Annotated in this window: 13 protein-coding genes; 7 read left to right on the top strand and 6 right to left on the bottom strand. The window is 66.7% G+C overall.

Going from position 1 to position 12,916, the window contains the following annotated elements:
* The first annotated feature begins 48 nt into the window (after nucleotides 1-48).
* On the top strand, nucleotides 49-1,311 hold the full coding sequence (locus ACQEU8_RS33535; RefSeq protein ID WP_433107843.1) for a helix-turn-helix domain-containing protein: 1,263 nt from the start codon (nucleotides 49-51) through the stop codon (nucleotides 1,309-1,311).
* Nucleotides 1,312-1,555: 244 nt separating this feature from the next.
* Nucleotides 1,556-1,981 (top strand): hypothetical protein, encoded by a 426-nt coding sequence (locus tag ACQEU8_RS33530; RefSeq protein ID WP_433107841.1) that lies wholly within the window; start codon nucleotides 1,556-1,558, stop codon nucleotides 1,979-1,981.
* A gap of 92 nt (nucleotides 1,982-2,073) precedes the next feature.
* On the opposite strand, the gene ACQEU8_RS33525 is transcribed toward ACQEU8_RS33530, so the two are convergent.
* The gene (locus ACQEU8_RS33525; RefSeq protein ID WP_433107839.1) at nucleotides 2,074-2,952 is read right to left on the bottom strand and encodes a helix-turn-helix transcriptional regulator; all 879 of its coding nucleotides are present in this window, start codon (nucleotides 2,950-2,952) and stop codon (nucleotides 2,074-2,076) included.
* A 146-nt stretch (nucleotides 2,953-3,098) separates the two neighbouring features.
* Between ACQEU8_RS33525 and ACQEU8_RS33520 the strand changes: the two genes are divergently transcribed.
* On the top strand, nucleotides 3,099-4,013 hold the full coding sequence (locus ACQEU8_RS33520; RefSeq protein ID WP_433107837.1) for an SDR family NAD(P)-dependent oxidoreductase: 915 nt from the start codon (nucleotides 3,099-3,101) through the stop codon (nucleotides 4,011-4,013).
* A gap of 20 nt (nucleotides 4,014-4,033) precedes the next feature.
* The gene (locus tag ACQEU8_RS33515) at nucleotides 4,034-4,297 is read left to right on the top strand and encodes a hypothetical protein (RefSeq protein ID WP_433107835.1); all 264 of its coding nucleotides are present in this window, start codon (nucleotides 4,034-4,036) and stop codon (nucleotides 4,295-4,297) included.
* 222 nt (nucleotides 4,298-4,519) lie between these two features.
* Here the strand turns inward: ACQEU8_RS33515 and ACQEU8_RS33510 are convergent, their stop codons facing one another.
* Nucleotides 4,520-5,266, bottom strand: a complete 747-nt coding sequence (locus ACQEU8_RS33510) for a dienelactone hydrolase family protein (RefSeq protein ID WP_433107833.1) — start codon at nucleotides 5,264-5,266, stop codon at nucleotides 4,520-4,522.
* A 110-nt stretch (nucleotides 5,267-5,376) separates the two neighbouring features.
* On the opposite strand from ACQEU8_RS33510, the gene ACQEU8_RS33505 reads away from it, so the two are divergent.
* The 3 genes from ACQEU8_RS33505 (at nucleotide 5,377) to ACQEU8_RS33495 (ending at nucleotide 8,013) form a co-directional block, all read left to right on the top strand.
* Nucleotides 5,377-5,859 carry a MarR family winged helix-turn-helix transcriptional regulator gene (locus ACQEU8_RS33505; RefSeq protein WP_433107831.1) on the top strand — a complete coding sequence of 161 codons (483 nt, stop codon included), beginning with the start codon at nucleotides 5,377-5,379 and terminating at the stop codon, nucleotides 5,857-5,859.
* A 900-nt stretch (nucleotides 5,860-6,759) separates the two neighbouring features.
* Nucleotides 6,760-6,993 carry a DUF397 domain-containing protein gene (locus ACQEU8_RS33500; protein WP_433107829.1) on the top strand — a complete coding sequence of 78 codons (234 nt, stop codon included), beginning with the start codon at nucleotides 6,760-6,762 and terminating at the stop codon, nucleotides 6,991-6,993.
* Between the two features lie 105 nt (nucleotides 6,994-7,098).
* Nucleotides 7,099-8,013: a helix-turn-helix domain-containing protein gene (locus tag ACQEU8_RS33495; protein WP_433107827.1), complete on the top strand. Its 915-nt coding sequence runs from the start codon at nucleotides 7,099-7,101 to the stop codon at nucleotides 8,011-8,013.
* 51 nt (nucleotides 8,014-8,064) lie between these two features.
* On the opposite strand, the gene ACQEU8_RS33490 is transcribed toward ACQEU8_RS33495, so the two are convergent.
* From ACQEU8_RS33490 to ACQEU8_RS33475, 4 genes are all read right to left on the bottom strand, one after another.
* Nucleotides 8,065-8,889 carry an SAM-dependent methyltransferase gene (locus tag ACQEU8_RS33490; protein WP_433107825.1) on the bottom strand — a complete coding sequence of 275 codons (825 nt, stop codon included), beginning with the start codon at nucleotides 8,887-8,889 and terminating at the stop codon, nucleotides 8,065-8,067.
* 188 nt (nucleotides 8,890-9,077) lie between these two features.
* Nucleotides 9,078-9,518 (bottom strand): hypothetical protein, encoded by a 441-nt coding sequence (locus tag ACQEU8_RS33485; protein WP_433107823.1) that lies wholly within the window; start codon nucleotides 9,516-9,518, stop codon nucleotides 9,078-9,080.
* A gap of 1,127 nt (nucleotides 9,519-10,645) precedes the next feature.
* The gene (locus tag ACQEU8_RS33480) at nucleotides 10,646-10,834 is read right to left on the bottom strand and encodes a hypothetical protein (RefSeq protein WP_433107821.1); all 189 of its coding nucleotides are present in this window, start codon (nucleotides 10,832-10,834) and stop codon (nucleotides 10,646-10,648) included.
* A gap of 1,613 nt (nucleotides 10,835-12,447) precedes the next feature.
* Nucleotides 12,448-12,915 (bottom strand): hypothetical protein, encoded by a 468-nt coding sequence (locus ACQEU8_RS33475; protein ID WP_433107819.1) that lies wholly within the window; start codon nucleotides 12,913-12,915, stop codon nucleotides 12,448-12,450.
* Between the last annotated feature and the right edge of the window lies 1 nt (nucleotide 12,916).

Below are 12,916 nucleotides of genomic sequence, written 5' to 3'. Positions count from 1 at the left end.
GCCGCACGCCGTGCGTACGGTGCCGGGCATCGAGGAACGGAGTCGCGGATGCGCGGGCTGCAAGAGGAACACGCGGGCGTCCGCATCGCCCACCAACGCAAGCTGGCCGGACTGACCCAGCGCGGTCTTGCCGCCCGGCTGCCCTACTCCTACAGCCTGTTACGACAGGTGGAGGAGGGCCGCAAGAACGCCTCGCCCGATCTGGTCTCGGCCGTGGCGCGGGTGCTGCGTATCGATGTGACAGTGCTGACGGGCCAGCCCTACGTCACCGAGCTCCAGCAGGACCGGCTCGCCGCTCTCATCCGTCCCATCCGCGAATCACTCGATCTGTACGACCTGCACGACCCTCACGAGCCGCACAGGGGGCACGCGGGTCCGTACGGAGGGCAGGAGGGCCCGCACGATCCGCACGACGGCCCACGCGGCGCAAGGACGCCTGCCGAACTCGCCGCACAGGCCGACGATCTGTGCCGGATGGTGCGCGCCACCCAGCTCAGCAAGGCGGCGCACGCGCTGCCCTCCCTCATCGCCGAGGTCACCGTAGCCGTGCACCGCAGCCCCAGCACCGCGCTGTGGCAGACGCTCGGTTCGGCGTACCGCACGGCTCACGACATCGCCACCAAGCTCGGTTTCTATGACCTGGCGACCATCGCTCTCGACCGGCTCGGCTGGGCCGCCGAACGCGGTTCCGATCCGCTGCTGGCCGCCGTACGGCAGTACATGCGCGCACTCACCTATTTCCGGGAGGGCGAGCACACCATCGGTCTTCGTCTCATCGACGCCGGCCACAGGGCACTCTCCCGCGTCGACAGTGCCGACCGGGAGGCCCGAGAAACTCTCGTCGTACAGGGACAGTTGCACCTGGGCGCCAGCGTCATCGCGGCCCGTGCGCACGATGCGGATGCTGTGGAGAGTCATCTGCGGGATGCCGCCTCCTACGCGGAGCGCACCGGTGAGGCGGAACGGGTGTACTGGCTGAGCTTCGGACCGGCCAATGTGGCGGTGCACGAGGTGTCCGCACAGGTCGAGATGCGGCGCTACGGCAAGGCGCTGGAGAAGTCCCGTAGTGTCCGCCTTCCGAACGGCTGGCCGATGTCCCGCAGAGCGCACTTCTATGTGGACCGCGCACGGGCCGAGATGGAGACCGGGCGCTGCGACGCCGCGCTGGAGTCCGTGGTCACGGCTCGCAAACTGGCGCCGGAGCAGACCCGTTACCACCCCGGAGCGCGCGAGACCATCAACGGCCTGGTGGCGCAGCGCCGCCGTACGCCCGACACGCTGGACAACATGGCGGCGTGGCTCTGCCGGTGACGGGCACGCAGCCGGCACTACGGGAGTGCACAGCAAGGTGGCCACGGTGCGCGACCGGGGTGTCACACATTGGTGACACTTTCCTGTTGCCGCTGTCGGCAGGGTGGGTCGCGTCCCAACACGTGAAGACATCTGTGACGTGCGCGAGGAAGCGTGAGATGCGACCGACAGCGCGGGGACGCGTCACCCCCAGAAGCGACGGTGCCGGAGCGGGCGAAGTCGCTGAAGAAGCACAGGAGAAGCCGTGACCGTGTGGTGGCCACTGCCGAAGGGCCTGGATGCCGTGCTGTTACCCGCAGGGGAGTGGTGGGACGCGGTACGCGTACCCGCCTACCTCGGAGAGGGCGTACTGGCCCGGCTCGGCACCTCGTCCGGGGCGGTCATCCGCGACCCGTACGGCAGCAGGCTCTACTGGCTCGTCGAGCCGGGCAGCGCGCGGGAGTGGTCGTTCTGCGAGTTCGCCGCCGTCCAGGTGCTGGGTACGGCGAGCTGGGTGACCGTACCGCCCAGCAGCCGCCTGCACCCTCCGGGCCCGCACTGGGCCGTGCCGTGCACCCCTGCCGGCTGCCTGACCCCGGCAGCCACCTTGCAGGCCGCCCTGCACACCACGATCAACCAGAACCTCGGCCCCCGCCCCCGGTACACCATGCCTCCGAAAGAAAGACACTGACCTTTCGGACACCGGCCCGGCCGCCGGGCGGCGGGCGATCCGGCGAGCGGTACGAACAGCGGCAGCAGCGCCCCGCCGCAGACTTGTTGCCGTCAGGGGTGCGGGTGTGGGTGTGCGGCAGTGGCAGGGCTGCCTGTGACGCGTAGAAGGTCGAGCTTGCCCGCGTCGCTGCTTCCGGTCGCTGCTGTGTAGGTCACCATGCGCAGGTCCGCGCCCGGGACGAGGAGGACGTCGCAGTCGAGGAGAATGTCGCCGATCTCGGGATGCCGGATCGTCTTCTGCTCGGTCGTGTGCTGGGCTGCGACCGTCTCCGTATCCCAGTAGTGCGCGAAAGCGCCGGAGGTTTCCCGGAGTTCTCGTACGAGGCGGTCGAGTTGGGCGTCCGAAGGATAGCGGGACACGGCGTCCCTGAGGTCGGCGACGATCGACGCCGCGAAGGCCTCCTCGCCTCGTTCGGACCGGACGGGACGGAGCGCGGCGTGGGCGGCTCCGGTGCCGAACAGTGCGCGGGCGAGATTCCGTTCGGCTGCCGGAAACGCGGAGGGGTCGCCGTGCAAGGCACTCCACATGGTGTTCCACCACACGAGCGTCCAGTCGGCGGTGAACACGCCGATCGGAACGTCCCGGAGGCGCGCGCCGAGCCGTTGGACACCAGGGGGCACATGCGTGCTGATCGTTCCGTCCTGCGGCGGCAGCAGACCGGCGCTCCGGTAGAGCTGGTCGCGTTCCGTACGGGAGAGCTGGAGGGCACGGGCGAGTGCGCCGACGACCTGGGCCGACGGGTTGTTCGCGCGTCCCTGCTCAAGGCGCAGTACGTAGTCGACGGACAGCCCTGCCAGCTGCGCGAGCTCCTCGCGGCGCAGTCCCGGGGCGCGGCGGCCTGGCGTCGCGGTGAAGCCGGCGTCGGCCGGGGAGAGACGATCGCGCCAGGCACGCAGGAGCGCGGCGAAAGCGGAGCGGAAGGCAGCCATGCAGCCATTGTCGCTGCTCGGGCGCCTGATGAGGCTGGGTACTGCTGGTCCTAGTGACGGGGACGGCACTGGTCGGCGGTGGCGGGAGAGGCAAGCGTTGGCGTGCGCCAGCGGGCGCCCGCCGACCGCTCAATGAAGGGCCTCTCATGCAGTCCACCATCGTGATGACCGGCGCGAGCCGCGGGATAGGCCGCGCCGCCGCGGAGCGCATTCTGAGCCGGTCGCCGAATGTGCATCTCCTCGTCGTCGCCCGCGGAAACTCAGGCCCCCGGCTCGCCGCGGAGCTCGGCGCGGGCGGGCACGCCGTGTCGTACGTCGCGGCGGACCTCGGCTCGCTCAGCAGCGTCCGGTCGGCCATCGCGGAGATCGGTGACCGGCTGGAGCACGGCGAACTGCCGCCACTGCGCGGTTTCGTGGGCAACGCGGGTACGCAGTACACCAACGCGCTCACCGAGGGGCCCGACGGCTTCGAGTCCACCTTCGCCGTCAACGTGCTCGCCAACCATCTGTTCATCCGCCTGCTCCAGGACCGCTTCACCCGGCCGGCGCGGATCGTGATCACCACCAGCGACACGCACTTCGGGGACATGAAGCACAACATGGGCATGGTTCCCGGCCCGGTCTGGCACTCCCCGGACGTCCTCGCCCGCACAGGCGCGTTCTCCAAACCGGGCTCCACGGCCGCCGGGCGTACCGCGTACTCGACCAGCAAGCTGGCCACCATCTACCTCGTGCACGAGTACGCACGCCGCCTGCCGGCCGGCATCGACGCCATCGCCTACAACCCCGGGTTCGTTCCCGGCACCGGCCTCGCCCGGAAGGCGGATCCCCTCTCCCGGTTCGCCATGCGGCGCCTCCTGCCCGCGCTGGCCCTCACCCCGCTCGCCACCACCCGCACCACCGCCGGGCGTCACCTCGCCGGCCTCGCCCTCGGCACCACCCAGGCACCGACCGGAGCCTACGTCGACCGCAACCGCGTGGCCCACTCGTCGGAGGAGTCCTACAACCCCCAACGCGAACGCCAACTCTGGGAAACCGCCGAACGCCTCACCGCCATCTGACCCCCGCCCATCTCTCTCCCGTGCCAGCGGTGATGTCGCTTTCCCTCGATTGGCAGCGGTGGTTTCGCTCGTTCAGCCGGAAAGCCCCGAAAGCCACGCATTTCTTGGTGGACTGGAACAACTCGAAACGGGATTTCACCTGGGCACTCAGGAAGATCAAGGTCGACATCCGCTTGCACAGCGGCAACGACACGGTGCGCACCGTCACCTACACAAACCCCAAGCCGAGCTCGGCTTTCCGCTGGCATGGATTCCTCCGCTTCCCCTTCGACGGCTCCAAATAGCGTGACCTGATCCGGCTTCCTGTCGGGGGTCGTCGTTCGCTCCGGGGGTCCGTACGAACCGACGCGTTCGGCAAGTCGCAGCGGCGGGCCAGGGCGTTCGCGGTGGAGGTCCGGTCCGATGCCGGCTCCGCCGCCCGGTCGGCCCTGTCACGTGGGGGCCTGTTCCGTCAGCGCGATGATTCGATGTGCCTGACGTCAGAACTCCCAGCTGGGCCGGAGGCCTCAGTTGTTGGTCAGGGTGCGGTCGAGGAGGGGGAGCAGGCGGTCCCAGTGGAGCTGTAGTCCGGAGGGGTCGAAGGCGTCGGTGTCGGACATGGTGAAGCCGTGGACGGTGCCGGGGTAGATCTCGGAGGTGTAGTCGACACCTGCCGCGTCCAGGGCCTGGTTGAGCTCGCCGAGGGCCTCGGGCGTCATATCGGTTTCGGCGTGGCCGAGGTGAACCTCGGCGGTGAGCTGGGAGAGAAGGCGGTGCAGGCTGTCGGGCCCGTCGGCGCCCACAGGGCCGTGGAATCCGGCGACGGCGGCCACCTGGCCGGGGTGGGCCGCGGCGGTGCGCATCGCCAGCAGGCCGCCTATGCAGTAGCCGGTCACCGCGACCGGCCCGGCGCTGACCTCGGGCTGAGCGGTGAGGAATCCGAGGTAGGCATCCGCGTCGCTCACGATGCGTTCGTCGGTGTGCGCCTCGATCAACGGCATCAGCTGGGCGATGACCGCGGGCCGGACCTCTTCTCCGATGTGCTCGGGCAGGTCGATCACCGGTGCCGGGCCGTGCCGGTAGAAGAAGTTGGGGACGAGTACGTAATACCCGTGCCCGGCCAGTTCGCGGGCCATCTCCCGCAGTACGGGCCGGATGCCGAAGGCGTCCCCGTACATCAGCACCCCCGGGTGCCGCTCGCCACGATCGGGGAAGGCGGCGAAGGCGTCGGCCTGGCCGTCCGTGGTGGGAATCCGCACTGTTTTGGTGGGCAAGAGCTTCCTTCCTAGGAGTTCACCCCATTAGCGTTAGCCGCACTAATGATTTCGGGCCCGAGTGAACGTACATCGTTAGTCGGACTAACGCAACGGATAGGGTTGGTGCCGTGATCAGAGCCGATTCTGCGGACGTGCCCGACGACGCCGCCCTCAAGACACCCGACAGGCTGCGTCGGCGGGCCAGCCGCCTGCTGTCACAGCTGACCATGTGGTCGGACCGGCTGATCAACGAGGGGCTGGCCCGGGCCGACGCCCGCAAGTGGCACTACGCCGTGCTCGCCTCACTCCAGGAGTACGGACCGGCCAGCCAGGCGGAGCTGAGCAGGCGCTCCGGCATCTACCGCAGCGACATGGTCAGCGTGCTCAACGAACTCGCCGAGCGCGACCTCGTCGAACGGGCACCGGATCCCGACGACCGACGCCGCAACATCATCACCATCTCCGCCCGAGGCCGCCGCCAACTGCGCCTCCTCGACAAGGTCCTGGACGACCTCCACGACGAACTGCTCGCCCCGCTGAGCCCGGCCGAACGCGACCAGTTGGTGCGGTTGCTCACTCGCTTGCTGGACCATCACGCTCGGATCCCCTGAGCGGCGCAGGCAGTCCGCGTGGGGGCAACCGGCTGCGCCCCGAGACGCCGCCGATCAACGGGAACGCCTCCCCCCCCCACTCGTGCACGTCCCCCGGCCGTCTGCCGCACTCCCTCCCGAGCGGCGAACTCGCCCGGACGGCACTTGGCTTCCTGCCCGTCGGGGCCACGCGGCGCCGCCACGCCACGGACTGCGCGACGGGCGGTGGTCACAGCGCAGGCGCCCGGCACGGTCCTGACCGTGGCTGACCGCCCGCGTCGATGTCGGGTCCGGATGTCAAAGGCCCCGGACCATGATCGGTCCGGGGCCTTCTCGCTGGTGCCCCCGGCAGGGCACACCACAGATGGGAAACGAAAGATCCAGTACGGGTCTGGGGCCCTCATCGTAATTGAAGAGGCCTACAGGCTTGCAGGCCCTTGACTGCGCAGCGTAGGCATCGGACATCCAACTCGAAGTGGATCTCGACGCCCGCAGCATGCTCGCCGGGAAAGAGACTGGTTCCCCGGCCACGCCGCAGCCGGGCGACCGTTCTACGAACCGTTTGGTGGCCGGTGAGTCACCTGGGTTCAAGCGAGTAGACCCCCGGTCTCGCTGGGCGCTGACCACCTGCGCCCGGAGGGGCGTACTCCGCATGGCCCCTGGAAGGGCGCGAGTTGGGGCAGTGGCGCAAGGTGCGGGCAGCGGGGCGGTTCCTCGACTCGTCGGCAGTATGGAGCGCTTTCTCTACAACGGCGCGGTCAACAAGGCAATCAACAAAGCTGAATCGAACTGCACTCTTTCGGGGGCATGTTCGCCAGGGTTGATCCACGTACCCTTGCATGGACGGCGACACCGATTCCCATATGGGAATCGTGTGCACCGGGGTCCGATCGTTACGACCAGAAGTGAGTGAGGGTGGCAATGACGATCATGAACGGTGTCCCGGCGGGCGAAATCATGGGCGTTACCTGGCTGAAGGCGCAGGCGAGCGTGGGGGCCGGCGAATGCATCGAAGTAGCGGGCTTGCCGGACGGGGATGTCGCCATGAGGAACTCGCGGCACCCTGAGGGGCCAGCCCTGGTCTTCACCAAGGCTGAGCTGCTGGCGTTCCTGGAAGGCGCGAAGGGGTCGGAGTTCGACCACCTCACCGCCTAGTGGCGAGACTCATGGTCACGCTTTGGCCATAGCTTGTGGCGGCGGGTCAGCTCCCGGCATTCTGGGGTGAAATTACTGGTTCTCCCTGTCCCTTCGGAGTGTTATATGCCCGCCGCTCGCAAGGCCCGGCTGGAGATCGACGCGTCAGTCGTCCGCATGCAGGCCTCGGACGAGCAGCGACCCGCCGGTCGGCTGCTGGGGGATGAGCTGCGGTTGCACCGCGAGCGTCTCGGATACACCCTTGCTGACGCTGCGCACGTGATCCGGGCCTCCACATCGAAGGTGAGCCGCCTGGAGCGAGGCGAGAGCCCTGCGAAACCTCGGGATGTTCACGACCTTGCGGCGTTCTACGGTCTTTCCCGCGAGCAGCAGAGCCAGTTGGACCAGCTTCTGGCCCAGGCCGGCAATGCGGACCTCTACGCTCGCTTCGCCGACGTGACACCCAACTTCCTCAAGCGTCTCATCCGTCTGGAAGGGTCCGCAGAGAGCATCTCCGTCTTCGAGCCCCGGGTGGTGCCGGGGCTGCTGCAGACCGAGGCATACGCGCGGGCGCTTGTTCGGATGATGGAAGTCGGCCTCTCGGATCCTGAGGTCGACCGTGTCGTCGCCCTTCGGATGCAGCGGCAGGTCATCCTTGACAAGGGTGTTCCCACCTTGGCGGCGCTCATAGCCGAGGAGGTTCTCTACCGGCCGTACGGCACTGCCGGCGTGATGGCCGAGCAGATGAAGTTCCTGCTCAAAGCGACGCTGACGAACCGCGTCAATGTTCGGATCGTTCGCAAGCAGGCCATGGTGCCCCCCTATCCGATCTTTCACCTGAAGTTGCCCGACGTCGACTGTCAGGAGCTGGCCTACGTCGAACACCTTGACGGGGCCAACTACGTCACGCAGAAGCGCCAGCTCGACAAGTACCGCAAGCTGCTGGTCAACGTGCGCGCGAATGCTTACAACCGCGAGGAAAGCACTACATCGCTGGACCGAGCGATCGATCACTGGGAGGCACTGGCCTCTGCGGAGTAGTCCGCTGAAGGGCCGCAGGCGGCCCTTGCAGGGCGGCTTCGTCGCCGTGATTCACCCGGGGACGCGGCCGACGCCACCCCATTCAACCCAATCCGTGGGCCGAAGGTGAGCGGGGGGCGGCGGGGAGTCCGGCCGCCAGTCGATCACATCAACCAATCCTGGTGGTTCGATCTCCAGGTGGTCGAAGTGCCGACGTACATCGCGGGTTTCGCGTACCCTCCCCCAGTTGCCGTTTGTGGCCTCTGCCATGAGCTGGGTGACGCCCTGGCGTACAGCGGGGTCGTCACTGACCAGCTGGCAGATCACCATGTAGCTGCCAGGCGCGAGATGATCGGCGAGGGCTCTTGTCAGGGCGGCCGGGTCGCGTTCGTCGTCAGTGTCGGGCAGGCAGTGCAGCACGGATACGAACAGGGCCGCGATGGGCCGGTCCCAGTCCAAGAACCCCTCGGTGGCCCGCCTGATGTCGCGCGTGCGTCGCATGTCGTAGTCGAGAACCATGGTGTTCTGGTTGTCGTCTAGGGTGGTGCGGGCGTGGGCAAGGACCATGGGGTCGTTGTCCACGTAGACGACTTTGGCGCCGGGGCGGGCCCGCTGCGCAACCTCGTGCACATTGTCCTGAGTGGGCAGGCCGGATCCGTGGTCGAGGAACTGGCTGATCCTCTTCTCAGAGGCCAGGATGCGCACCACACGCCTGAGAAAGTCTCTGTTGGTGCGGGCCAGTTGCTGGCTGCTGGGCGCGATCTTCAGAAGCTGACTGCATGCATCCCGGTCGACCTCATAGTTTTCCGTCCCTCCTAAAAGCCAGTCGTACATGCGCGCGGCACTGGCTTCGTTGGTGTCGATGAAGTGAGTTTGGGGTTTCTCCCCGTAGGCCATGCACGCTCCCGTGAGCCCTGGCGTGGGCTAGCTGTCCTGGATGGAAGGGCTCATCCTAGGAGTCCGCGAAGCGGTCAGCTAGTCGCTCAAAAGGGCGCACACGGGGGCTGTTACCCTGCTCAGTGAGTGTGTTTGCCCGCCGGCGCACACCCGGTCAGGCAGGTGTGCGCCAGGTCGCTCAGGCGTCTTCAGCACTCCAGCAGGCTGGCGAGCTCCCGCTCGGCGCCTCTCAGCAGGGCGCGGGCATCGTGGTCCGCAAGACCCATAAGGCTTGCAGCATGACCGACGGGCAGTCTGAGGTGGCGGTGTAAGACCATGATGTCGGCCTGGTCCTCCCTCAGGACAGCGTGGAACTTGCCTGCACGCCCCGCTGCACCGCTCTCACGGTAACCGGCTTCGGTGCGCAAGTCCCCCCAGACTCGAGCAGCCAGACATTCGCTGCGTAGCACTGCGATCCAGCGCGCGCCGAGGGCATCGAACACCGCATCCACACAGCGCTTCGCTTCCGCCGGGTCCTCGATGCGTACCTGCGCGTAGCGCAGATACGCATCCCGGTTCGCTTCGCAGAAGGCCGCGAACTCCAGCCGGAACGAGGGCGGGCAGGACGCACAGTCGTAGTTCTCGCCCACGGTCATTGCTCTCCTTCCCGTACGGCACGCTGTGCGGTTCGTGCAGCCACCCACAAAGGCTCGAACCTCGATGGGTCCGCCCTTAGTTCCACAAGGAGTTCCCTGAACACGGGCCAGTCCGGTACCGCTTGTCCCTCAAAGGCAGCCCGCACCTCGGCCGCGTCCAGGTGCGCAGGGCAGCTCGCGTTGAGATCAGGAAGCCCCGCCGCCAGCCGGGCACCGCGTAGTGCCGCGCCCAGCTGCCCGGCCCTGTCCCTCATGTCGCTGGGTGCCTGGTCACCCCGGGCGTACTGCCACAGCAGCCGCACATCCTGCGGCTCACCTCCCAGAGCGTGAGACAGCATGTAAGTCTCAGGCCAGGAGGCCACCATGCGGCCCTCGATCATGGAGGTAATCACCGGGAGCGGCAATCCAGTGACGGCCGAGACACGCCGGAGGCCGATACCGGACTGCTCAAGGAGCGTGCGCAGAGCACTACCGAGCTCTTGAGCGGCGCCGAGCGCCTCCTGTAGTGCGAGTTGCAGGCTGGGCTCGGTGCACACGGCTGGCAGCAACTGGCCGCAGGATGCCGGTCGGGCGGAGGACGGCGGTACGCGGACGGCCACTAGGCGGGAGGCGCGCCCACCACCCCACCGGGCGCGGGCGGATGCTTCGCTCAGCCCGGCCGCGGACGCGATCTCCGTCCAGGCCCATCCGTCCTGTCGCACCGTGTCGACCGCCACTGCAGCGAGGCAGTCCGCATCCTCATGCAGACGTGCGGCCCACTCCAGCACCACCGCTAGCGGCATCTGATCGCAGCTGACAGCATGCAACTGCTGAGCGCGGACAGACAGGTCGTGGGTGATCACCTTCCAAGAAGTCCGCGGAGACCAGGATGCGCGCCGTTGACGGTCGCGCAGGCGCTGTGCCCGGCGCCGGCATGTCGGATTGCAGTAGTCCTTCGGGCGCCCGCCCCGTTTTGATCGCTCGATGTCCTTCCCGCAGAAGGCGCATCGTGGTTGTGGTGATGGCACTGCCATCGGAGGTTCCCTTCGCCAACCCCGGGTGTGGTCGCCCACTTCCCGGGGCGCCATCAGTCGCGATCCTGGGTGGACGCATTGCGATGGCGTCCACCCAGGGGTGGGGGCTCAGCCCCGGCGGAAGCGGACGATGCGGAGGTAGCTGCGGCAGGAGAGACCGACCAGGCTCAGCCCCGCGGAGAGAACCGCCGCCCATGTGCCAGGGATGTTCTCCCCTGACGGCGACGCCGCAGGCAGGAGGACAATGGCGGCCACCAGGATGATGACGACGATCAGCAGGCTCGCACACAGTCGCATATCGACCAGTGCAGCGTTACGGGTTTCACCAGCGCTCAGGGCAGGGATAATCCCGAGGGGAAGTTCCGGGGGAGTAAACGCCAGCTCCCGGTTTTCTCTGAGGGTCACGTTCCAACCTTCCTTTGGTTGTCGATGGCCTTACAGGTGGCTCCGGGGATGCGGCCCGGAGCCACCGCTATGACAGCCCGCCATCGGTCGGCTGCATGCGGTCACGACACCATATCGTCAGACCAGACCCATTCGCTTTGCATCCTCACATTTTCCCTCCATGCAAGCCGGTCTCGCCTTGCAAATCGGCAGGCGGGGATAAAGCCTGGCCATCCACTTCCTCTTGGCGACCAACTTCCTCTTTTCTTATTCTTTTTTGATCGAGGTTGAACGATGTCTCGACCACAGCGTGCCTCTCGATGGCAAGGCTCCAGGTGGAACGGCGTCTGATGCCGCCCCGGCGAGCCCTCGACGGGTGCATACAAATGGAATCGTCACGTCCAACCCATAAGCACGTGCAGATGGGAAGAAAGCAAAGCCGCAGGAGCAAATATCGTTGGCATCTGCTGGTAAAAACCTGCACCCGGCGATCGGTGAACACCTGCGTCGGCAAGCGGTGGCAGGCTTCACTCGGCAAAGAAGCAGATTGGGCTTCGGGAGACGGGCGCCCAAGACCCGCTAGTGGCGTGGCACCCAATTCGGTCGTTTGAGCGACCGGATCGCTACGGGTAAACCACGCCGTTGACTTCCGAGACTGGGCCGTACTTCAAGGTCCGCCGGTCACGCGGTGAACTGATCGGGGCGTACTCTCCACTCCGTAGGCGGAGAGGGCCCTGACCTGGATCAGTACCCTGGTCAGGGTCAATCCGGGGCTGGCTGGACTTCCCGCGTGTACCTGCGGGTTTCCCAGGATTTCCGTGTGGTTGTGCACGCGGAAGCCTGGCCGTCCGTACCAGGGGCATGCCAATCGATCGTCCAGCTGACAGTCTCAGGGCCGCTTAGCCAGGCAGCCTGACCGCTGCCCTGTAGGCGCCTCTTTCTCCCGGCCCGGGGCCAGGTGATGGTCTCAGCGCCGTCGCCGCAGGTTCGAGTCCCCGGCAGGAGCAACAAAACATGGCTGGTCGCGCACATGGTGCTGAGCTGCGTATTTGCGCCGTAGCGGCGGGTGGAGGGGCGGACCCGGCTGGTGCCGCGTGCTCAAAACTGAACAAATGATCGCATCCCGCCATCAAGTCGTTGGTGCCCCTCGCAGGGGCAATGAGGGCGCCCTTCCATCTGCATTTTCGGGAGGACCGGCCACAGGTTGGTACCCCTCGCAGGGGCGATGAGTCTCAAAGAGCAAGACCACGGCCACCGGCCCTGATGCCCGGCTGTGGCGATCTAACGCTGATGGAGACGGGCTGGCTGCCGATGCGATCCGCACGCTTCGCTGTTCAGGGCTGGAGACTCGCGTGAGCCGTCCGTGTGGCCCTCGCCATACGCGACGACGGGTATACCGTCCCATGTCCGGTCTCCCGTGGGAGTGTGCAAACATCGAGCCGTTACTGACTGTCCCGACCCCGCTCTCGCGCCACGACGTTTGTCCAGGCGAAGCACGTTACGCCCACTCGGGAACGCCCTCCCTGTCAACTGCGGGTCTCTTCCTCCACTAGGGCAATGTGCTCCTCCAGCTCTCTCACAATGCTGGATAGGTCGCCGGTCGGCGGAACAGTTCGCACATCTTCCACTCCGTTTTCCAGCGCCAACCCGATGATAACCTCGATCGGAGCGGAGGGAGGAACATAAGCATCCCGTAGCCATTTAGCAAACGCAGCACCTTGAACTGGTGTTGCCAGTTCAAGCACGACTGACCCGGTCTGCGGAAAAGGCGTACTTACTATGCCCTCCAGCCACTCATTGGGCATGAGTTCCAACTCGAAGCTGAGTGACTGAGCTCGTCGAGGGCCCAAGGCGCCTTCTTCCTGTGAACTCGAGGAGTCAGGGAACGTCTCGTTCAGTGCTTGGGAGAAAGATTGCAGGTTCAGGTTCCAGCAACCGGCATCCTCTTCGGGTGGGGTGAAAATAAAGGTGTAACGCTGGGGTTCTTCGCTCATG

The organism is Streptomyces sp. CA-250714, from assembly GCF_050936705.1.
Lineage (GTDB): Bacteria > Actinomycetota > Actinomycetes > Streptomycetales > Streptomycetaceae > Streptomyces.
Note: the sequence above shows the minus strand (reverse complement) of the source record. Positions and strands in the feature narration are given on the sequence as shown.

Bases quoted from the DNA above. Each gene is read 5' to 3' on its own strand.
- ACQEU8_RS33535 (WP_433107843.1), top strand. From the start codon at position 49: ATGCGCGGGCTGCAAGAGGAACACGCGGGCGTCCGCATCGCCCACCAA.
- ACQEU8_RS33525 (WP_433107839.1), bottom strand. From the start codon at position 2,952: ATGGCTGCCTTCCGCTCCGCTTTCGCCGCGCTCCTGCGTGCCTGGCGC.
- ACQEU8_RS33520 (WP_433107837.1), top strand. From the start codon at position 3,099: ATGCAGTCCACCATCGTGATGACCGGCGCGAGCCGCGGGATAGGCCGC.
- ACQEU8_RS33500 (WP_433107829.1), top strand. From the start codon at position 6,760: ATGACGATCATGAACGGTGTCCCGGCGGGCGAAATCATGGGCGTTACC.
- ACQEU8_RS33495 (WP_433107827.1), top strand. From the start codon at position 7,099: ATGCCCGCCGCTCGCAAGGCCCGGCTGGAGATCGACGCGTCAGTCGTC.
- ACQEU8_RS33490 (WP_433107825.1), bottom strand. From the start codon at position 8,889: ATGGCCTACGGGGAGAAACCCCAAACTCACTTCATCGACACCAACGAA.
- ACQEU8_RS33480 (WP_433107821.1), bottom strand. From the start codon at position 10,834: ATGCGACTGTGTGCGAGCCTGCTGATCGTCGTCATCATCCTGGTGGCC.
- ACQEU8_RS33475 (WP_433107819.1), bottom strand. From the start codon at position 12,915: ATGAGCGAAGAACCCCAGCGTTACACCTTTATTTTCACCCCACCCGAA.